We start from the raw sequence: 20,114 nt of genomic DNA, 5'->3' as shown, positions 1-20,114 counted from the left end.
GCGAGCATCACCTCATGACATCGACACAGGAGCCGGTGGCGGGGCCACCGCAAGGGCCGGACCGGCCTCTCGACGGCAGGGTCGCGCTCGTGGCGGGGGCCACGCGCGGCGCGGGCCGAGGCATCGCGCGGGAGCTCGGCGCGGCGGGCGCCACGGTGTACGTCACCGGCCGCTCCACGCGAGAGTCCCGCTCGGAGATGGACCGGCCGGAGACCATCGAGGAGACCGCCGAACTCATCAACGAGGCCGGCGGCACCGCCATCGCCGTCCGCGCCGACCACCTCGACCCGGCCCAGGTCCGGGCCCTCGCCGAGCGCGTGGACCGCGAGCGGGGCCGCCTGGACATCCTCGTGAACGACATCTGGGGCGGGGACGCCCTGTTCGAGTGGAACTCCACGCTGTGGGAGCACGACCTGGACGCCGGCCTGCGCCTGCTCAGGCTCGCCGTCGACACCCACCTGATCACCGGGCACTTCCTGCTGCCGCTGCTGATCAGGCGGCCGGGCGGGCTGCTCGTGGAGGTCACCGACGGCACGGCCGAGTACAACGCCGCCAACTACCGGCTGTCGGCGTTCTACGACCTCGCCAAGTCCTCGGTGATCCGGCTCGCGTACGGCCAGGGCGAGGAGCTCAGGCCGCACGGCTGCACCGCCGTGGCGCTCACCCCCGGCTGGCTGCGTTCGGAGAACATGCTGGACATCTACGGCGTCACCGAGGAGACCTGGCGGGACCACGTGGCGCGCGACCCGCACTTCGGCATCTCCGAGACGCCCGCCTACGTCGGGCGGGCCGTCGCCGCGCTCGCCGCCGACCCCGAGGTCGCCCGGTGGAACGGGCGGTCCCTGTCCAGCGGCGGGCTCGCCCGGGTGTACGGCTTCACCGACGTGGACGGCAGCCGTCCCGACGCCTGGGGCTACATCACCGAGGTCGTCGACGGCGGCAAGGACGCGACCGCGGACGACTACCGCTGATCCCGGCCCGGTGGTCTCCTGATCGGGGCCACGCGGGCTCGCCCGAGCCGTCCGCGCGCCTCCTGCCGCCCGGATCTCACGGCCGTTCCCCGGCGGGGCCGTACAGGGCGGCCGTGCGGCGTGCGGCCTCGGCGATCCGGGCGCGCAGCGCGGGCGGGTCCAGGACCTCGGCCTCGGGGCCGAGCCGCAGCAGCACCCCGTAGGCGACCTCCAGCGACTCGACCGGCAGGCGGGTGACCACGCGGCCCAGCTCGTCCGGCTCGCCCGCCGCGTCGAGGGCGAGCCGCCCGGCCGGGGGCGCGACCGCGCCGGGCAGGGCCCGGAGCCCCAGAGGGGTGAGCCGGACGGTGATCTCGTCGGTCAGCAGCGAGGCCAGGAACTCCGACAGCCCGGCCGTCCAGAAGGCGAGCAGGTCGAACGCGTCGTCGCGCGCGAAGTGCCCACCGGTCGGCGCGACCTCCACGACCCGGTCCACGCGGTACGTCCGGCAGCGGTCGGGCGTCACGGCCTCGGGGCTCCCCGGGTCGCGTGCGGGGCCCTCGGACACGTGGGAGGGGCCCTCGGGACCGCCGGAGGGGGTCTCCGGCACGTGGGCGACCAGGTACCAGACACCGTTCTTCAACACGAGCCCGTACGGGCGGACCAGGCGGGTCACCTCCCGGCCGCGCCGGTAGCGCAGCGCGACCACCTCGTCCCGCCACACCGCCCGGGCGAGCGCGGCCAGCAGCGGCGGCGGCTCCGCCTCGGCGAACCAGCCCGGCGCGTCGAGATGGAACCGCTGGCCGGCCCGCGCGGAGGCGTCCCGCAGGCCGGGCGGCAGCGCCGCGAGCACCTTCAGCCGGGCGGCGGACACCGCGTCGGCGAGCCCCATGTCGTGGATCGGCCCGGTGAGCCCGGACAGGAACAGCGCCTCAGCCTCCGGCCTGTTGAGCCCGGTCAGCCGCGTGCGGTACCCGCCGACCAGACGGTACCCGCCCCGGCGCCCCCGGTCGGCGTACACCGGCACGCCGGCCGCCGACAGCGCCATCACGTCGCGGGCGATCGTGCGCGGGGAGACCTCCAGCTCGCGCGCCAGCTCGGCGGCCGTCATCGTCTCGCGCGACTGCAGCAGCAACAGCACAGAGATCAACCGCGAGGCCCGCATGCTCCCATCCTGTCCTCGTCCCCGCCCGCCCGCGGCACCGCGCTCGCGTGAGCCACCGCCCGTCGCGGGCGTCGCCGCGGACGGGGTCCGGCGCGCGGGGCGGGCCACGAATCTACGAAGACCACACCAAAGATCAGGGGATCCTGGCGCGCGATCAACGATTCGCCCGGAGATCGGCCGCGCCGCCCCCGGCCCGGCGCCGGTCGGCATGGAATGGCACAGACGACGGCCATCGGCGGGGAAAGGCGGTTTCACGCCGGGCCCGCGGGGAGAAGCGATCCCGAATGCGGCGGGAATTCGGGAAAACCCCCGGAACGGGAACCGCCTGGCCGCCTGACCCGCATTTGATGAAGAGCTTGGCGGGCGCCGGGCGCGGCGTCGTGAACGGTCTTTTACCCGGCCCCCCGCGTTCGCGGGTTTTGTTTTACCCACCGCCAGGCGGCATGCCCCTCATGGCGTGATTCCGATGCCGATGAGGGGACTTCCCCCGCGTTCACGCGGACGTCGGCTTTCCCCGCCGCGGACCACTTGACAGATATCCTACAGCCTCTGACCTGGGTGAACGATCGACCGGGCCGCCCGGCCATGAGCATCGCTTTACCATCGTCCGGCTTTGTCGCGGCGAATTCCCCCGGCCCGGCCCCCTCCGGCCGACGGCCCCCGTCCCCGCGAATCGCCCCGCCGGGATCACGGCCGCGACGCCCGCGCTCGTCCCCTCTACCCCGACCGGTCCCCCGGGCGGCACTTCCGAAATGCCCGGTTAATCTGTAATCGTGAGGCAGGACACACGGCACGCCATTTGAAAGGAACCAGCACGTCAACACACTTGGGAGGAGCATCGATGAGTCTCGCCGAGCGCAGCGCCAAAGACGACATATTCACGCAGCCCAATGTTGACAGCGAACTGCCCGGCCCACGCTCCGCGGAACTGCTCGCCCGGCAGGCCGTACGCGAGTCCAACGCCCGGACCTACCCGCGCCGCCTGCCCATCGCGGTCGCGGACGCCTACGGCAGCTTTCTGCGCGACCTCGACGGCAACACGTTCATCGACTTCCTGACCGGCGCGGGCGTGCTGTCCCTCGGGCACAACCACCCCGAGCTGGTGCGGGCGGTGACGGCGCAGCTCGCGCGGCTCACCCATGGCCTCGACTTCCCCACCCCCGCCAAGGACGCGTTCACCGAGGCACAGTTGTCCATGCTCCCCGAGCCACTGCGCGACCGCATGAAACTGCACTTCTGCGGCCCCACGGGAGGCGACGCCGTCGACGCCGCCGTCAAGCTGTGCAAGATCGCGACCGGGCGCGGTGACGTCATCGCCTTCCAGGGCGGGTTCCACGGCAGCAGCCACGCGGCGATGGCGGTCAGCGGGCTCGTCCGCCAGAAGGCGCCGGTCGCCAACGGGATGCCGGGCGTCCACTTCTTCCCCTACTCCTCCTGCGCCCGCTGCCCGCTGGACCTGGCCCCGGACACGTGCTCCACCAACTGCGCCACCTACCTCGAACGCGCGCTGAAGGACGCCAACGGCGGCATCGCCCTGCCGGCCGCGGTCATCATGGAGATCGTCCAGGGCGAGGGAGGGGTCGTCCCCGCCCGGGAGGACTTCGTGCGGCGCGTCCGCGACCTGACCCGCGAGCTGGACATCCCGCTCATCGTGGACGAGGTGCAGACCGGCGGCGGGCGCACCGGCACGTGGTTCGCCTTCGAGCGGTACGGCATCGAGCCCGACGTCGTGGTCGCGTCCAAGGCCCTGAGCGGCATCGGCCTCCCGGTCGCGGTCATCCTGTACGACCGGCGGCTGGACGTCTGGGAGCCCGGCGCCCACATCGGCACCTTCCGCGGCAACCAGCTCGCGTTCGCCGCCGGAGCCGAGGCCGTGCGGATCATCCGCCGCGACGACGTGCTCGGCAACGTGCGCAGGCGCGGCGAGCAGATCGCCGGACGGCTCGCGCCGCTGGCCGAGAAGAACCCCTGGGTGCGCGAGACGCGCGGCCTCGGCCTGATGTGGGGCGTCGAGCTCGCCGACCCGCGCGACGGCCGCCCCGCCACCGAGGCGGCGCGCCGCGTCCAGGCGGCCGCGCTGCGCCGGGGGCTGGTCATGGAGGTCGGCGGGCGCGACGACTGCGTCATGCGGATCCTCCCGCCGCTCAACGTGACCGCCGACGTCGTGGACACCGCCTGCTCCATCCTCGCCGACGCCATCGAGGAGTGCTGCCTGGTGGCGGACTGAGGGGTTCGGCGACGACGCGCACCTGTGGGTGACGGAGGCAGCATGACCAGACAGGCCAATGTCGAGGACGTCCGGCGCACCGGGCCGCGGCCGGCAGCGGGGCCGGCATCCGGGCCGGTGCCGGGGCCGGGCGGGGACCGGCTCGGCGTCCTCTTCGAGGAGCAGTGCGACCGGCTGCGGGCCCGGGGCCGCGCGGACGCCACCGCCGTCGACGGCGGGGGCGTCGTGCTCACGTACGACGAGCTGGACGCGCGGGCGAACCGGCTGGCACGCCATCTGATCCGGCGCGGGGCACGTCCGGGCGACCGGATCGCGCTGCTGTCGGACCACGCCGTCCACGCCTACGTCGGCATGCTCGCCGTACTCAAGATCAACGCGGCGTACGTGCCGCTGGACGCGGGGTTTCCCCCCGACCGCCTCGCCTACATCCTGCGCGACGCCGCCGTACGGATGGTGCTCACCCTCTCCCACCTGCGCGACCGCGTGCCGGACGCCACCCTGCTGTGCCTGGACGAGGCCGAGGACGCGATCGCCGCCGAGGACGCCCGCCGCCTGACCCGCGAGGAGCGCGGCGACCCGGCCGACGACCTCTGCTACGTCATCTACACCTCCGGCTCGACCGGGCGTCCCAAGGGGGTGGCCGTCGAGCACGCCTCGATCTGCAACTTCGTGCGCGTCGCCGCCGGGGTGTACGGGATCCGGGCCGACGACCGCGTGTACCAGGGCATGACGATCGCCTTCGACTTCTCGGTGGAGGAGATCTGGGTGCCCTGGATGTGCGGCGCCACGCTGGTGCCCAAGCCGCCGGGCGCGAGCCTGATCGGCCGCGAGCTGCGCGAATACCTGCGCGACAGCCGGGTCACGGCGCTGTGCTGCGTCCCGACGCTGCTGGCCACCCTCGACCAGGACCTGCCCGGCCTGCGCTTCCTGCTCGTCTCCGGGGAGGCGTGCCCGGCCGACCTCGTCCGGCGGTGGCACCGCCCAGGACGCAGGTTCCTCAACGTGTACGGCCCCACCGAGGCCACGGTCAGCGCGACCTGGACGACGCTGCGCCCCGGCAGGCCGGTGACGCTCGGCGTCCCGCTGCCCACGTACTCGGTGGTGATCCTCGACCCAGACCGGCCGGGGGAGGCGCCCCCGGGAGAGCTGGGCGAGATCGGCATCGCGGGCGTCGGCCTGGCCCGGGGGTACGTCAACCGGGACGACCTGACCGCGCGGGCCTTCGTCCCCGACTTCGTCGGCATCCCGGGCAACCCGTCGGGCCGCATCTACCGGACCGGCGACCTCGGCCGGGTCAACGACGACGGCGAGATCGAGTACCACGGCCGCATCGACGGCCAGGTCCAGATCAACGGGTACCGCGTCGAGCTGGCGGAGATCGAGTCGGTGCTGCTGGAGGTGCCCGGCGTCGCCCAGGCGGTCGCCGGCACCCACGAGCCGGAGCCGGGCGTGGTCGAGCTGGTCGCCTACTACAGCGCGCGCGACGACGCCCCGGAGCCGGACCGGGAGGAGATCTACGCGCACCTGCGCCGCCGCCTCCCCCGGTACATGATCCCGGCGTACCTGGAGCCGCTGGCCGCCGTCCCGATGCTCCCGAGCGACAAGGCCGACCGCGCGCGCCTGCCCGCGCCCGCCGGGCCCCGGGGGATCGCGGGCGGGCACGCGTACGAGGCGCCGGTGACCGTCGCGGAGAAGATCCTCGCCGACACGCTGGGCCGCGTCGCCGGGCTGGACCAGGTGTCGGTCGACAGCCACTTCTTCGACGAGCTCGGGGCGAACTCGATGCTCATGGCGCGGTTCTGCGCCCGGGTCCGGGAGGAGGGCGGCCTGCCTCCGGTGTCGATGAAGGACGTCTACCTGCACCCCACCGTCCGCGACCTGGCCGCCGCGCTCACCGAGGCGGCCCTCGCGCCCGAGCCACCGGTCACGCCCCCGGCCGCTCCCCGGCGCGCGGGGAGCACGACGGGATACGCGGCGGGTAGTACGGCGCGGTACGTCCTGTGCGGGGCGCTGCAACTGCTGCTGTTCCTCGGGTACACCTACTGCGGCGCGCTGGCGCTGGTCGGCTCGTACCGGTGGCTCTCCGGCGCCGACGGCCCCGCCGAGTTCTGCCTGCGGGCGCTCGCCTGCGGGTGCCTGACGTTCGCGGGCCTCGCCGCCGTCCCCCTGCTGGCCAAGTGGACGCTCGTCGGCCGGTGGAAGCCGGGGGCGATCCCCGTCTGGAGCCTCGCCTACCTGCGGTTCTGGACGGTCAAGACGCTCGTGCGGCACAGCCCGATGGTCCTGTTCGCCGGGTCGCCGCTCTACCTGATGTACCTGCGGGCGCTGGGGGCGAGGATCGGCCCTGGCGCGGTCATCCTGTCGCGCCGCGTCCCGGTCTGCACCGACCTGCTCACCGTCGGGGCGGGCACGGTCATCCGCAAGGACGCGTACTTCACCTGCTACCGGGCCCGCGCGGGGCTGATCGAGACGGGGCCGGTGACGCTGGGCAGGGACGTGGTCGTCGGCGAGTTCACCGTGCTCGACATCGGGACGCGGATGGGCGACGGCGCGCAGCTCGGCCACACGTCCTCGCTGCAGACCGGGCAGCTGGTGCCGGACGGCGAGCGCTGGCACGGCTCGCCCGCCCAGCCCACGGACACCGACTACCGGCTGGTCGAGCCCGTCGACTGCGGCACCGCGCGGCGGCTGCGGTTCGGCCTCCTGCAACTGCTCGGCACGCTGCTGGTCGCCATGCCGCTGGCCGTCGGCGCCTCGTACGCGCTCGGCGTCTACGTCCTGGAGCCCGCCGGGCTCGCCGGGGAGGACGTGGGCGGCTGGCAACTGGTGGGCGAGGCGCTCACGTCGTCCGTCCTGCTCTTCTTCGGCGCCCTGGCGGCCGGGCTCGTGCTGGTCACGACCGTGCCGCGGCTGCTGAACCGCACGCTCACGCCCGGCCGGGTCTACCCGCTCTACGGCTACCACTACTGGGCGCACCGCGCCGTCGCGCGCCTCACGAACATGTCGTTCCTCATGCGCCTGTTCGGGGACAGCTCCTACATCGTCCACTTCCTGCGCCGCCTCGGGTACGACCTGTCGAAGGTCGACCAGACGGGGTCCAACTTCGGCCTGGAGCTCAAGCACGAGACGCCGTACCTGGCCACCGTGGGCAGCGGCACGATGGTCTCCGACGGCCTGTCGATCATCAACGCGGACTACTCCGGCACCTCGTTCCGCCTCTCGCGCGCCGCGATCGGGGCGCGGACGTTCCTCGGCAACGACATCGCCTACCCCGCGCAGAGCAGGGCGGGCGACAACTGCCTGCTCGCGACCAAGGTCATGGTCCCGATCGACGGCCCGGAGCGGCGCGACGTCGGGCTGCTCGGCTCACCGTGCTTCGAGATCCCGCGCTCGGTTCAGCGCGACACCCGCTTCGACCACCTGAAGACCGGCGAGGAGTTCCGCCGCCGCCTGGCGGCCAAGAACCGGCACAACGCGGTCACCATCGGCCTCTACCTGCTCGTGCGCTGGGGGTACGTCTTCGGCGCCACCCTGATCGCCTTGACGGCCACGAACCTGTACGACCGCTTCGGCGCGGCCGTGATCGCCGCGGACGTCCTGTGCACGCTGGCGTTCACCAGCATCTTCCTCGCGCTGGTGGAGCGGGCCTCGACCGGGTTCCGGGCGCTGAGGCCGCAGTTCTGCTCGATCTACCAGCCGTACTACTGGTGGCACGAGCGGTTCTGGAAGCTCAGCGGCACGACCCTGCTGGACGTGTACAACGGCACGCCGTTCAAGAACCTGTTCTGGCGGCTGCTGGGCGTGCGCCTCGGGCCGCGGGTGTTCGACGACGGCTGCCACATCCCGGAACGGACGCTGGTGACCGTCGGGGGCGACTGCACCCTGTCGGAGGGGGCGCTGATCCAGGCCCACTCCCTGGAGGACGGCACGTTCAAGTCTGGATATATCGCGATCGGCGGTGGATGCACGATCGGAACCAAGGCCCTCGTCCACTACGGCGTGACCATGGACGAGGGCGCGACTCTCGACGCCGACTCGTTCCTCATGAAAGGCGAGGAACTGGCGGCCGGCTCCCGCTGGCGGGGCAACCCGGCCGTGCAGATCCGGCCCTGATCAGCGAGCGGGCCGTCTCAACCGAACAGGCCGTCTCAGCCGAGCAGGTGCCTCGGCGGCGGGGGCGAGGCCGACGATGCCGGCGCCGGACGCGTACGCGCGGGCCTTGGCCGTGCGGACGGCGGCCGACAGCGTCTCGATGTCGTACGCGCCGTGGTGCCGCCGCCCGTTGACGAAGAACGTCGGCGTCCCGGACACCCCGCTGAGGTCGGCCGACTCGACGTCCTCCGCGATCCGCCTGGCGCCGTTGTGCTCATCGAGGTCGGCGAGGAACCGCTCGACGTCGAGCCCGAGGTTCTCGGCGTAGCGGGCCAAATCGGTGATCAGCAGGTCGCCCTGGTGATCCAGCAGCACGTCGTGCATCTCCCAGAACGCCCCCTGCGCGGCCGCCGCCTCCGCGGCCTCGGCGGCGAGCTGCGCGGAGGGGTGGACGTCGTGCAGCGGGAGGTGCCGCCAGACGTAGCGCAGGTCGCCGAAGTCGGCCAGCAGCTCCCGGACGATCGGCTCGGCCTGGCCGCAGTACGGGCACTCGAAGTCGCCGTACTCGACCAGGGTGACCGGCGCCTCCTCGGGCCCGCGCAGGTGGTCACGGCGGGGATCGACGGGCGCGCTGAGGTCGACGATGCTCTCGGCGGTGCCGAGCAGCGCCCGGACCTTGACCGGCTTCGGGAGCATGGCGGTCACGCGGCCGACGACCCAGGTCAGCACGCACGCCAGCAGGGCCGCGGCGAGCACCCCGAACTTGGCCTCCTCCAGCTGCGGCCCCTGGAAGGCCAGCGTGGCGATCAGCAGGGACACGGTGAAGCCGATGCCGGCGATCGTGCCGCCGCCCGCGACGGCCGCCCAGCCGACCGGCGGCCGCACCCGTCCGCGGGTGAGCCGGGTGACGAGCCAGGTCGAGCCGACGATGCCGACCGGCTTGCCGAGGACGTAGGCCGCCAGGATGCCGAGGGTGATCGGCGAGGTGAAGGCACGCTGGAGGAAACCGCCGCTGATCGGGATCCCGGCGTTCGCCAGCGCGAACAGCGGCACGATGACGTAGCTGGACCACGGGTGGTAGAGCTGCAGCAGCCGGTGGTTCGGCGAGATCGCCTGGGCCACCCCGGCGCTGGCCGAGCGGGCGAGCTCGGCGGTCGGCTGCTCGCGGAAGAGCCGGAACAGGTCCGAGGCCCGTTCCAGGTCCCCGCGCGTCGCCGGCGAGGCGTAGGTGAGCAGGCCCATGGCCAGACCGATCACGACCGGTTCGACGCCGGACATGAACAGTGCGACCCACGCGCCGGTGCCGAAGATCACGTAGACGACGCCGTTGCGCACGCCGGTGGACCTGACCAGCAGCGTCAGCGCGAAGATCACAAGGGCGGCGAGCACCGCCGGCCGCGAGACGTGCTCGCTGTAGAAGATCGTGATGACGGCCAGCGCGACCAGGTCGTCCACGACCGTGACGGTCAGCATGTACGTGTGCGCGCGGGCCGGCAGGCGGGAGGCGACCAGCGCCAGCATGCCGAGGGCGAACGCCGTGTCGGTCGACATCGCCGCGCCCCACCCGTGCGCCGACGGCCGTCCCGCGTTGAACAGCAGGTAGATCGCGACCGGCACCACCATCCCGCCGATGCCCGCCATCACCGGCAGCAGCAGCCGGCGGCGTTCGCGCAGCTCCCCCATGTCGAACTCGCGCCGCGCCTCCAGCCCGACGACGAAGAAGAAGAACGTCATCAGCCCGGAGTTCACCCAGTGGCGCAGGTCCATCGCGACGCCCGACCCGCCGAACCGGATGGACAGGTCCGTGCTCCACAGGGCCTCGTACGAGCGCGCGTCCACGTTGGCCCAGATCAGCGCGGCGACCGTGGCGGCGAGCAGGATCGCGGCGCTGCCGGTCTCGGTACGGAGGAACTCGCGCAGGGGCGTGTCGAACCGTCGCGCCCATGCGGTCCGCCCGGAGAGGGGTGCTGCGGCTTGCCGAAATTCCGTCACGTCTCAATTGACATCAGCGAACGGCGTGACATTCCCGCCCCCTCCCCCGCACGCGCGGGCGAGCGCCCCCGCTCGGCGCCGGACCGCCGATGGCCACGGGGTTTCCGTACGTACGGGGCCGTGAGCGTTTCCCGGTTGCTCGCGCGCGAGCCGCGGGACCCACCCGCGCGATCCGACGCGTCGAGCCGTCGACGATCCGGCTCGGCGGACGCCGCCCGACCGCCTAGGAGCCGGGCCTGCGGGCGGAGGCGAGCCCCGGGGGCGCCAGGGCCAGGGCCTTCTGGATGGCCTCGATCAGGGCCAGGGCCGACTCCTCGGTCAGCTCCACCGCGACCCGCGCCGAGGGGCCCTCGTCCGGGTTCGTGAAGTCGATGTTCACCGTGTGCTCATGGCAGGCGTGGTAGGGGTGGTCGACGTAGACGAGGCCCTCACGGACCGTGAACCAGCCCGACCCGCCCTTGCCGGCGCCGTCCAGCGCGATCTTCTCGGTGACATAGGTGCACATACGGGTCTCCTTGTCAGACGGCTCGGATGGCTCAGGCGGCGAGGTGGTGGCCGAAGAACGCGAAGATCTTCTTCCAGCCCTCGACCGCGGCGGCCGGGCGGTACGCGGGACGGTCTGTGGAGAAGAACCCGTGGCCCGCGTCCGGGAACGTGTGGAACTCGTGCTCCTTACTCAGCTTGTCCATCTGGGAGGACAGCACCGCGACCTCCTCCGGCCCCGGGTGCGAGTCCTCGGCGCCGAACAGGCCGAGCAGCGGGCAGGACAGGTCGGGAGCCTTCGAGAGCAGCGACTTGACCTTGAGCGGGAACTCGGCGGGCGGGTCGTTCACGACGAACGCCCCGTAGCAGTCCACCGCGGCGTCGATGTCCAGCGAGCAGGCGGCGAGGAAGCTCTGCCGGCCTCCCGAGCAGTAGCCGATCACCCCGATCCTCCCGTTCGCGTGATCCAGCGAGTTCAGGTACTCCGAGGCCCCGGCGATGTCGCCGACGACCTGCTCGTCCGGCACGCCACCCTTCGCCCGCGCGGCGGCGGCCTGGTCGTCCGGGCTGACGCCCGCGCCCTCCCGGGAGTACAGGTTCGGGCATATCGCCGCGTAGCCATTGGCCGCGAACCGGCGGACGATCTCCTTGGTGGCCTCGTCATACCCAGGCATGTGGTGGATCACCACGACACCGGCGCGCGGCCGGTCGTCCAGCGGCCTGGCCAGGTACGCCTCCAGCTCGGCCCCCTCGTTCCCGGTGATCGCGACCGTCCCGGCCCACATCGCGTCGCTCATTCCCTCACTCCATCTCCGCCGCACAGGTGGCCCATTCTGTCCTCAGTACACACGTCCCCACGCACCGCCCGTCACCTCACGCCCAACGCAAAGCGCCCCCTTCACCACGGCGACAGCGCCTCCGGAAGCCGGGCGCAAGCCCACATCCTTCGCAAGTCACGTCAGTCCGCGAGAGCGCCGAACCTGCACAGGGCGTCGACGGCGGCCCCGATCGCCGGTCGAGCCGTCGCGCTGAGCCGCCACAGCGCGAAGACGCGTCGTGCCGGCGGCGGATCGATCGGGACGAAGCTCACCGACGGCGGCGCGGGCTCCCGTCCCAGCCGTGGGATCACGGCGACCCCGAGGCCCGCCGCCACCAGCGCGATCTGGGTCGAGTGCTCGGACGCGGTGTGGACGACCCGCGGCTCGGCGCCGTCCGCGCGCAACGTCCGGACGAGCCAGTCGTGGCAGATCTGCCCGGCGCTCCAACTGATCCAGTCGTCGCCGGCCAGTTCCTTCACGGCGACCCGTTCCCGACGGGCCAGCGGGTGGCCGACCGGGAGCGCCAGGTCGAACGTGTCGTCCAACAGGTGCCGCCTGACCAGGTCGTCCGGGACGGCGAGCACGTCATCGGGCCAGTCCTGGACGACGGCGACGTCGAGCAGTCCCCGGCGCAGCGCCGGAACCGCCTCGTGCGGCTCGCGCTCCGACAGCGTCACCCACAGGTCGGGATGGCGCGACCGCAGATCCCGCAGCACGTCCGGCAACAGCCCGCGCGCGGCGGTGGCGAACGCGGCGATCGCCAAGGGGCCGGTCACCGCGCCCCGGTGCTCGGCGAGGCCGGACTCCACCCGCTCGACGTGCGCGAGCAGCTCACCGGCGTGCCGGGCGAGCAGCGCGCCCGCCTCGGTCAGCCGAATACCCCTGCCCTGCCGCTCGACCAGCGGCTGACCGACCTCCCGCTCCAGCCGTGCCATCTGCTGCGAGACGGCCGAGGTGGTGACGTGCAAGGTACGCGCCGCGCCGACGACGGACCCGGTCGTGGAGACCGCGTGCAGCACGCGCAACCGCTCGAGGTTCAACATCTCGTAGAGATACTACGCAATGCGCTCCACAAGGAGTCGCTTGTCCTTAGCGATGCGCCGCCCGCAGAGTTGACCCGGAATCCCTGACGCCACGTCGACCGCCTCCGAGAGAGAAGGTCGACCACCTCCGAGGAGAAGCGTGCACACCGTCCACGGCACCAACACCCTTACCATCGGTGGCGACCTGCCGGTCCACCGGATCGGCTTCGGCGCCCTGCGGCTGCGCCCCGGCCCGTCCCGGCGGGAGCGTGCCGCGTCGATCGGGGTCCTCCGGCGCGCGATCGAGCTCGGCGTAACCTTCGTCGACACCGCCGACTCCTACGACCTCGGCGCGAACGAGAAGCTCGTCGCCGAGGCGCTGCACCCGTACCCGCCGAGCGTGGTGATCGCCACCAAGGCCGGGCAATGCCACCCCGGCGACGAGTGGATCCCCCTCGGCCGGCCGGAATACCTGCGCCAGCAGGCCGAGCTGAGCCTGCGGCGGCTGCGCGTCGACCGGATCGACCTCTTCCAACTCCACCGCGTCGACCCTGCTGTGCCCCTGGCGGATCAGGTCGGCGCGCTGCGGCGCCTCCAGGACGAGGGCAAGGTCCGACATGTCGGCCTATCAGAGGTCACCGTCGACCAGATCGTCGAGGCCGAGAAGATCACGCCGATCGTCAGCGTCCAGAACCGCTACAGCCTTGTCGACCGCGCGTCCGAGGACGTCCTGACCCACTGCGAACGCCACGGAATCGCCTTCATCCCCTGGCTCCCCGTCGCGCGCACGACGACCGCCGCCCTCGCCGATCCGATCACCGTGGTCGCGGCCCGCCTCGGCGCCACCGTCCCCCAGACGGCCCTCGCCTGGCTCCTGCGCCGCTCCCCCGTGATGCTCCCCATCCCCGGCACGTCCTCCCGCACCCACCTGGAAGAGAACGTCGCCGCAGCCGCCGTCCCCCTCACCGACGACGACTTCGCCTACCTCGGCGACTCCTACGCCGACCGCCGACCGTAGAGCTGAGGCGCCCGGGCCCGGCCCTCCGCTCACCGGCGGCGCGCTTCCAACGCTTGCGGGCGTAGGCGTGGCCCACGTCGCGCAACGAGCTGCCGAGCGACCGCGCACCGAAGATGAACCGCGGGAGTGATTCATGCGAAAGCAGTATTTTTAGCGTATTCGCGAGCCCCTCCTTGTGTGACCATCGATGACACGACAAGGAGGGGATGATCCATGAAGGGCAGAGCACGAAGATCCTTATTGGCCGCGGTCACATCGGTGGCCGCCATACTCGGGTTGACGCTCCCGGCGAGTCCGGCGGCCGCCGCGTCTGCGCAGGTCTACCGCGGCACCGCGACCGTGGTGGTCGACTCCTATGACTACTGCGGGGGTTCCTTCGGAGGGGATCACCGGTTCGTCGGCACCAGCCGGTACAAGGCGGCCGCCAAGTTCGTCACCGGTCCGCGCAAGTCCGCCGCCGGGCGTGTCGAACGCAACCCCTTCCACTGGGAGTTGTACGTGGGGAACATCGGGCAGGTTGGATCGTTCCAGTTGGGCTCGGCGTCCATCGTCACCACGTCGGGCCGCGACGTCTCCGGTAACCTGCGCGACCCGAGGCTGCTGCTCGGCTACTGGGTCACCGGCCGATCGGGCACCTCGTGGTCCGGCAAGCTGGTCGACAGCCATCGCGCGGAGGGGGCCACGTTCAACCACTTCTACGGGCAGCAGGCCATCGTGTCCTGCCGCAACCTCGGCTCGACCCGCTTCGTCTACGCCGTCAACGCCGGGGCGACGGTCTCGGGCCGCGTGAGCTCGGGAGGCGCGGCGTTCACCGTCCGCGGCTCCACCTATGGCGACAACTACCGGTTCCGCATCACGTTCAGCGGCTGACCACGACCAGGGCGGATCGGGGCCGTCCTGGCGTCTCCCGCCGGGGAGGGACCGGACCACCGCGCCGGGTCGTGCCCACCGGCTCCCACCTGAAGCCCGGGTGTCCTCCGCCTGGCGGCCGGGTGCTCTTCTCGAAAGCCGCGATCATCCGGTCAGAGCCGCCGCATGGCGATAACCCGTTGGTGCGTGTCTCGAATGCCACTGGGAAGCGAACCGGTGGCCGGTTAGCGTCGCTGGTGATTTCCGCCTCGGTGAGAGAAGGAACATGCACTGGTTTGTCTGCGTGGGCATCGGTCCCGACCACGTACGCGTCGGCCCCGGCTTCGAGCGTTCGGGGGCGAGCAGATGATCGTCGCCGTCGTCGCACCCGTGCTCATCGGTCTGCTCTACGCCGTGGTGTCGTCGCTGATCCGCGAACCGCACCGGCGCCGCTTCAACGCCGTCATGGTGGCCGGGGCGGGAGCCGCCTACCTCAGCGGCGGCGGCCTGGGCGGGTGGGAGTTCCTCTTCACCGCCGCGGTCACCTACTGCGCCTACCGCGGGCTGGAGTCGTGGACGTTCATCGGCGTCGGCTGGCTGCTGCACACCGCATGGGACGTCGTGCACCACCTCAAGGGCAACCCGATCGTCCCCTTCGCCCACGACTCGTCCCTCGGCTGCGCCATCTGCGACCCGGTCATCGCCCTGTGGTGCCTGCGCGGCGGCCCCTCCCTGACCGACCTCATCCGCTCCCGGCGAGGCCCGCTCAACCCCTCTCCAGGCGGCGCGACCTGAGGCCGGTCCGGAGAAGGACCCAGTACGGCGAGGCCCTGCCGACGTCAGGCGGGTAGCGATCGCAACCAGGTGGTCAGGATGGCGTTGACCTCCTCACGACGCTCCTGCTGAAGCCAGTGGCCGCAGCCGTCGAGGATCTGTGAGAAGACCAGTCCCGGCAGGGTGGCGGGGTATGCCTTGATCGCGTCGGCCATCCAGGTGGTGGAGGCGTCCAGCGCGCCGCCGACGAACAGGGACGGCTGGGTGACGGGAGCGCCGTCGAAGCCGGCGAGGTCTTCCCAGTCGCGGTCCATGTTCCGGTAGCGGTTGAGCGCCCCGCCCATGCCGGTCCGCTCGAACTCCCCGGCGTAGAAATCGAGATCGTCCTCACTGAGCCAGGCGGGCAACCGGCCGACGGGGAACCGCTCGCGCAGCGTCCCGCCCCTGGACACGAAGTGCGGATCCGGGGCGTCGGCGGGCGGCATGGTGTCGCCGGACAGGGCGGCGTAGAAGCCGGCGAGCCAGCCGCGGACGTCGGGCTCGATCTCAGCCTCGGCTCGTCCGGGCTCCTGGAAGTAGCCGACGTAGAACTCCTCCTCTCCGGCCATCCCCGCGAAGACCTCGCTGGGCCGTGGCCCGCCGCGCGGGGCGTAGGGCACGCTCAGCAGGCCGACCGCACGGAAGACGTCGGGCCTTAGGAGGGCGGAGCCGGCGGCGATGGTCGCGCCCCAGTCGTGACCCACGATCACCGCCGTCCGCTCGCCGAGGGCGTGTACCACGGCGACGTTGTCCTCGACCAGCTCCGTCATCCGGTACGCGGCAACGTCCTCGGGCTTGGAGGAGCGGCCGTAGCCGCGGACGTCTACGGCGACGGCCCGGTACCCGGCCGCGGCCAGTACCGGCAGCTGGTGGCGCCAGGAGTACCAGGACTCGGGGAACCCGTGCACCAGCAGCACCAACGGCCCGGAGCCCTGCTCCACCAGATGGACACGGCCGCCCGCGGACATGACCAGACGATGGGTGATCCCCGTCACCCCGGCAGACCTCGACATCGGTCCTCCAAAGCTCTCGATGCTCCCGTGTGCCGAGCACGGCACCGGCCGGCACCAGGCCGGACCGCCGTCCCACGGCTCCTGCCCCAAGCATCCGGCCGATGGTGACGCCACCGCGAACCGTGTTGCCACTTCGGCAAACCGCTCTCAGATACCGGACCCCGCGGCGACCACTCGGCTCCCTGCCGACGCGTCACGCGGAACCTCAGGACAAGTTCCGGCGGTACGGCTGAACGGGCTGGGGTGGCCGGTCGGGCATATCCGGCGCTGCGGCCAAATCGGCTGGCGTGGCCGCTGGGACATACGACAAATTAATCCCTATGGAACGCCAGTTCATCAGCCACCTCGCCCACCGAGACCATCCCATCGCCGCGCCGGTCTCCGGCGCGCACGTGACCCGGCTGCTGCGCCGGGCCCGGCTGCCCGAGGGGGCGAGGATCCTCGACCTCGGCTGCGGCGAGGGGGCATGGACGCTGCGTGCGCTGGCGCTCTACGAGGACGCGACCGCCGACGGCGTCGACATCTCCGCCGACGCGCTCAAGTCGGCCGAGGGGCAGGCGGAGACGCAAGGCGTCTGGGAGCGCATCCGGCTCCACGAAAGCCCGGCCGCCGACTTCCCGGTGGCCGAGCGGTACGACCTGGTGCTCTGCGTCGGGGCGACGCACGCGTTCGGCGGACTCGGCCCCACCGTCGACCACGTACGGCGCTACCTGAGGCCGAACGGGCTGGCGCTGATCGGCGAGGGGTTCTGGGAGCGCGAGCCGACGCCGGAGGCGCTCACCCGGCTGGGCGCCGAGCCGTCGGACTTCCTCGACCTCCCGGGTACCGTCGCCGCCGCCGAGTCCGCCGGTTTCGACACGATCTACGCGTACATCAGCGACCTGTCCGAATGGGATGACTACGAGTGGTCCTGGACGGGCACGCTCCTGCGCTGGGCCAACGAGAACCCCGGCCCGGACGCCGACGCGGCCCGCGCGGCCGCCCTCGAACACCGCGCCATGTGGCTCCACGGCTACCGCCGAATCCTCGGCTTCGTCACCCTCCTCCTCCAGCGAACGGGCTGACCCTCTCCCCCGGAAACGGGCCTAACCCAAGATCCACACTGGGTGCCGCCGATGCCGCAGTAGCCGTTGGGGGCCTCGTACAAGTACTGCTGGTGGTAGCGATTCATTCCAGGCGCTGGACGGCGATCGCGCCATCTGTTCGCCCGTCTTCACCCGCGTAGCTACACCAGGGACGTTCAGCGGCAGCCGTATGCCACCTTCTGGCCTCGGTCTTCGGAGAGGAGCAGGGTGGTCGTTCCGCCTGAAAGCGGAAGGTCGGCGGTTCGACACCGCCCCTGACCACCTCACCTGAGACGGCCAAAACGCCCCGAGCATCCGTCGTCTTCCGTGCTACGGGGCGTTTTGGACCTTCAGTGATGGTCAGCCGCCGACGAAGCCTGGCGTGGTGCCGCACTTGGCGCGTGCGTTGATGCAGACCTTCACGAGCGCGCCGAGCTTCTCCGGCTTCCATGCGTTCATGAAATCCCCGTGCATCGAGGAAGCCATGCCCGACGACAGCGACAGGCCGTCACCGCCGAGGGAGTCGTAGTTGACCATGAGCGAGATGTTGGGGACCGCGACCGGATAGGCACCGGAGCACCGGCCGTCCTTCATTGGCCCCATGTGCGACTTGTGGTCAGGCGAATCGATGTGCTTGCCGTCCCAGCAGTCCTGGAACATCAGTTGGTAGATCAGGTTGCCGCCTTGCGCGCAGACAGGCCAGTTGCCGTCGGCGCTGCGTCCGGTCTGCGCGCTGCCGGCGCACCAGAATTGGCCACCGGCGTTCTTCGGCGTCGCTACCTGCCGCTTCGCATCGCCTTGCACGACTACCAGACCCGGAGGGAACGGCACGACCTCCGATGGGTCCTTGAGTCGGGCGCCGTAGTACACGCGGAAGCTCTTGATCGGGACCGGCTTACCGTTGCGCATCAGTTGCGGCACCCAGTAGGCGCTGTTGTCCCCAGGCGCGTTGCAGGTCGTGGAACTCGCGAGCAGGTCTGTCGTCGTGGTGGTCGCATTCACCTTCGGGCCGAAGAAGGTGTGCATGTGGGAGGCGCCAGGCAAGCCGGGCAGTACGATCGGATCGTCCTTGGCCTGGTTGGACACCATGCAGTCGGTGTGGAACTCAGGGACTCTCGTGGTTCCCGCGGGGACCCGTTCGGGTGCGACCTTGTGGAAGGCGTCCAGGGCCTTCTTCCATGCGGCCTGGTTCACCGGCACCCAGCCGCCGGAAGGCGCGCCCGTGGTCGGGGTGGCGCTGGGCGTCGGCTGGGCCGTATTGGTCGGCGTCGGGGTCGGGGTCGAGGTGCCCGAGCCTGTGCCGAAGACCTGGAACTCCCACAGGGAGACGCCGTACTTGCCGGACCGCTTGGTGGCGTAGAGCCGCACGAACCGGCCGGTGGCCGACACGTTGATGGTCTGGACACCGCCCTTGCCCGCCGTGGTGCTGTACACCGTCTTCCAGGGGTCGTCGCTGGTGGCGGCGGTCTGGATCTGGAACGCCGTGGCGTAGGCGTTCTCCCAGTTGATGACGATCTTCTTGATCGCGGTGGACCTGCCGAGGTCGACAGCGAGCCACTGCGGGTCGCTGAACTTGCTGGCCCAGCGGGTGCCGGTCTTGCCGTCGACGGCCGCCGAGGCCGACAGGTCACCGCGCTCCGCCGAGGAGGCGATGGCGTTCCGGCCCTGCGAGAGGGGCACCTCGGCCGCGGTGGCCGCGGAGGTGGCGCTCACCACGGAGGTGCCCGCGAGACCGGCGAGGACACCGGCCAGCGCCAGGCGGCGGACCTGACGTACCACGGACGCGCGTCCGGCTCGGATGCCGCGCGAGGCGGTTGTGCTCATGGTGAATGGAGTCCTTGTCCTGTTGGGGAGTCGTGGAGGGGACGTCCGGCGGCGCTCGCACGCGCCGCCACATAGGAGACCCGCAGGTCGCGAGTGGATAACGAAAACTTCGGAGAAGCTCGGCGTTTTGTTGTCCGCCCAAAGTCCCGGCGCTGGTGGCTCCCCGCCCCGCCTGGCAGCGGCTGCTCAGCGACATTCAGGCCAGAACGACCGACGCGATCGTCTGCTGGCACGTCGACAGGCTGACACGCCGACCTCGCGAGCTGGGAGACATCATCGACTTGGCTGACCGGCGCGACATGGAGCTGGCCACCGTAACCGGAGAGATCGACATCACCGTCCGTGTCCAGGCGTACGCGGCCTATGGCCGCGCCCAACTCTGTCGCTGAAGCCATTCGGCATGGTCCGCGTAGATCAAGGCAAGCCCGTCTAGATGCTCCTCATGGTGGGCTAGGAACTGATCGAGCGCTCGGAACAGCACCGCGACGGCGGTGCCGTTCCGTTCACCATCGATCGGGCCGACGTCCAAGGGTCTGGCCTCCGTTGGGAACGCCAGCATGAGCACGAGCGCTTCCCAGACCAGGTTGTTTCCCCCGTTCACCTGGACGATCAGCCACTCCCTGAACCCGGCCAAGAGGGTATGACCGCTCCCGGCGTGGAACCCGGCGATGAAGGTCGTGAACGCGCGGTACGAGCCGTCCAGCCCATAAGAACCTGGCCGTCTATGGATCTCCGCCATGTACTCACGAGGCGTCCACGTGGCGATCGATGGCACCTCACCCGC

The 20,114-nt window shown here is 71.4% G+C and carries 16 protein-coding genes; 8 read left to right on the top strand and 8 right to left on the bottom strand.

The window, feature by feature from the left end:
• The first annotated feature begins 14 nt into the window (after positions 1–14).
• Entirely contained in the window at positions 15–971 is a 957-nt protein-coding gene (locus DQ384_RS07935; protein WP_114028076.1) for an SDR family oxidoreductase, read from the top strand.
• A 76-nt stretch (positions 972–1,047) separates the two neighbouring features.
• Here the strand turns inward: DQ384_RS07935 and DQ384_RS07930 are convergent, their stop codons facing one another.
• Positions 1,048–2,115: a helix-turn-helix transcriptional regulator gene (locus DQ384_RS07930; RefSeq protein ID WP_114028075.1), complete on the bottom strand. Its 1,068-nt coding sequence runs from the start codon at positions 2,113–2,115 to the stop codon at positions 1,048–1,050.
• 841 nt (positions 2,116–2,956) lie between these two features.
• Between DQ384_RS07930 and DQ384_RS07925 the strand changes: the two genes are divergently transcribed.
• Complete coding sequence (locus DQ384_RS07925) at positions 2,957–4,342, top strand: aspartate aminotransferase family protein (RefSeq protein ID WP_114028074.1); 1,386 nt, start codon at positions 2,957–2,959, stop codon at positions 4,340–4,342.
• A gap of 42 nt (positions 4,343–4,384) precedes the next feature.
• Positions 4,385–8,455, top strand: a complete 4,071-nt coding sequence (locus DQ384_RS07920; protein WP_114028073.1) for a Pls/PosA family non-ribosomal peptide synthetase — start codon at positions 4,385–4,387, stop codon at positions 8,453–8,455.
• Here DQ384_RS07920 and nhaA read toward each other — a convergent pair whose 3' ends face one another.
• The 4 genes from nhaA to DQ384_RS07900 all read right to left on the bottom strand — a co-directional run bounded on the left by nhaA (position 8,456) and on the right by DQ384_RS07900 (position 12,770).
• Positions 8,456–10,426 (bottom strand): Na+/H+ antiporter NhaA, encoded by a 1,971-nt coding sequence (nhaA, locus tag DQ384_RS07915; RefSeq protein ID WP_114028072.1) that lies wholly within the window; start codon positions 10,424–10,426, stop codon positions 8,456–8,458.
• A gap of 223 nt (positions 10,427–10,649) precedes the next feature.
• On the bottom strand, positions 10,650–10,931 hold the full coding sequence (locus DQ384_RS07910; protein WP_114028071.1) for a DUF6295 family protein: 282 nt from the start codon (positions 10,929–10,931) through the stop codon (positions 10,650–10,652).
• Positions 10,932–10,962: 31 nt separating this feature from the next.
• The gene (locus tag DQ384_RS07905) at positions 10,963–11,706 is read right to left on the bottom strand and encodes a dienelactone hydrolase family protein (protein WP_114028070.1); all 744 of its coding nucleotides are present in this window, start codon (positions 11,704–11,706) and stop codon (positions 10,963–10,965) included.
• Positions 11,707–11,867: 161 nt separating this feature from the next.
• The gene (locus tag DQ384_RS07900) at positions 11,868–12,770 is read right to left on the bottom strand and encodes a LysR family transcriptional regulator (protein ID WP_114028069.1); all 903 of its coding nucleotides are present in this window, start codon (positions 12,768–12,770) and stop codon (positions 11,868–11,870) included.
• 139 nt (positions 12,771–12,909) lie between these two features.
• Between DQ384_RS07900 and DQ384_RS07895 the strand changes: the two genes are divergently transcribed.
• The 3 genes from DQ384_RS07895 to DQ384_RS07885 all read left to right on the top strand — a co-directional run bounded on the left by DQ384_RS07895 (position 12,910) and on the right by DQ384_RS07885 (position 15,411).
• Positions 12,910–13,767 carry an aldo/keto reductase gene (locus DQ384_RS07895; protein WP_114028068.1) on the top strand — a complete coding sequence of 286 codons (858 nt, stop codon included), beginning with the start codon at positions 12,910–12,912 and terminating at the stop codon, positions 13,765–13,767.
• A 258-nt stretch (positions 13,768–14,025) separates the two neighbouring features.
• The gene (locus DQ384_RS07890) at positions 14,026–14,637 is read left to right on the top strand and encodes a hypothetical protein (protein ID WP_147268688.1); all 612 of its coding nucleotides are present in this window, start codon (positions 14,026–14,028) and stop codon (positions 14,635–14,637) included.
• A gap of 345 nt (positions 14,638–14,982) precedes the next feature.
• The gene (locus DQ384_RS07885) at positions 14,983–15,411 is read left to right on the top strand and encodes a DUF6010 family protein (RefSeq protein ID WP_114028066.1); all 429 of its coding nucleotides are present in this window, start codon (positions 14,983–14,985) and stop codon (positions 15,409–15,411) included.
• Positions 15,412–15,455: 44 nt separating this feature from the next.
• Here the strand turns inward: DQ384_RS07885 and DQ384_RS07880 are convergent, their stop codons facing one another.
• Positions 15,456–16,442: an alpha/beta fold hydrolase gene (locus DQ384_RS07880; RefSeq protein ID WP_114028065.1), complete on the bottom strand. Its 987-nt coding sequence runs from the start codon at positions 16,440–16,442 to the stop codon at positions 15,456–15,458.
• Positions 16,443–16,762: 320 nt separating this feature from the next.
• Between DQ384_RS07880 and DQ384_RS07875 the strand changes: the two genes are divergently transcribed.
• Entirely contained in the window at positions 16,763–17,506 is a 744-nt protein-coding gene (locus DQ384_RS07875) for an SAM-dependent methyltransferase (protein WP_114028064.1), read from the top strand.
• A 360-nt stretch (positions 17,507–17,866) separates the two neighbouring features.
• Here DQ384_RS07875 and DQ384_RS07870 read toward each other — a convergent pair whose 3' ends face one another.
• Entirely contained in the window at positions 17,867–19,330 is a 1,464-nt protein-coding gene (locus DQ384_RS07870; RefSeq protein WP_114028063.1) for a DUF1996 domain-containing protein, read from the bottom strand.
• A gap of 155 nt (positions 19,331–19,485) precedes the next feature.
• Between DQ384_RS07870 and DQ384_RS07865 the strand changes: the two genes are divergently transcribed.
• A complete protein-coding gene (locus DQ384_RS07865) occupies positions 19,486–19,719 on the top strand; it encodes a recombinase family protein (protein ID WP_220182830.1) in 234 nt (77 codons plus the stop codon).
• Here the strand turns inward: DQ384_RS07865 and DQ384_RS07860 are convergent.
• Positions 19,692–20,069, bottom strand: coding sequence for a hypothetical protein (locus DQ384_RS07860; RefSeq protein ID WP_147268687.1), 378 nt, complete (start codon positions 20,067–20,069; stop codon positions 19,692–19,694). The genes DQ384_RS07865 and DQ384_RS07860 overlap by 28 nt on opposite strands.
• Positions 20,070–20,114 lie beyond the last annotated feature (45 nt).

Origin of the sequence: Sphaerisporangium album (assembly GCF_003323745.1) — a bacterium.
GTDB classification, from domain to species: domain Bacteria; phylum Actinomycetota; class Actinomycetes; order Streptosporangiales; family Streptosporangiaceae; genus Sphaerisporangium; species Sphaerisporangium album.
Note: the sequence above shows the minus strand (reverse complement) of the source record. Positions and strands in the feature narration are given on the sequence as shown.

Excerpts from the sequence above, each read along its gene's own strand:
- DQ384_RS07905 (WP_114028070.1), bottom strand. The coding sequence starts at position 11,706 with ATGAGCGACGCGATGTGGGCCGGGACGGTCGCGATCACCGGGAACGAG.
- DQ384_RS07935 (WP_114028076.1), top strand. The coding sequence starts at position 15 with ATGACATCGACACAGGAGCCGGTGGCGGGGCCACCGCAAGGGCCGGAC.
- DQ384_RS07885 (WP_114028066.1), top strand. The coding sequence starts at position 14,983 with ATGATCGTCGCCGTCGTCGCACCCGTGCTCATCGGTCTGCTCTACGCC.
- DQ384_RS07920 (WP_114028073.1), top strand. The coding sequence starts at position 4,385 with ATGACCAGACAGGCCAATGTCGAGGACGTCCGGCGCACCGGGCCGCGG.
- DQ384_RS07910 (WP_114028071.1), bottom strand. The coding sequence starts at position 10,931 with ATGTGCACCTATGTCACCGAGAAGATCGCGCTGGACGGCGCCGGCAAG.
- DQ384_RS07900 (WP_114028069.1), bottom strand. The coding sequence starts at position 12,770 with ATGTTGAACCTCGAGCGGTTGCGCGTGCTGCACGCGGTCTCCACGACC.
- DQ384_RS07860 (WP_147268687.1), bottom strand. The coding sequence starts at position 20,069 with ATGGCGGAGATCCATAGACGGCCAGGTTCTTATGGGCTGGACGGCTCG.
- DQ384_RS07925 (WP_114028074.1), top strand. The coding sequence starts at position 2,957 with ATGAGTCTCGCCGAGCGCAGCGCCAAAGACGACATATTCACGCAGCCC.
- DQ384_RS07930 (WP_114028075.1), bottom strand. The coding sequence starts at position 2,115 with ATGCGGGCCTCGCGGTTGATCTCTGTGCTGTTGCTGCTGCAGTCGCGC.
- DQ384_RS07870 (WP_114028063.1), bottom strand. The coding sequence starts at position 19,330 with ATGAGCACAACCGCCTCGCGCGGCATCCGAGCCGGACGCGCGTCCGTG.
- DQ384_RS07875 (WP_114028064.1), top strand. The coding sequence starts at position 16,763 with ATGGAACGCCAGTTCATCAGCCACCTCGCCCACCGAGACCATCCCATC.
- DQ384_RS07880 (WP_114028065.1), bottom strand. The coding sequence starts at position 16,442 with ATGTCGAGGTCTGCCGGGGTGACGGGGATCACCCATCGTCTGGTCATG.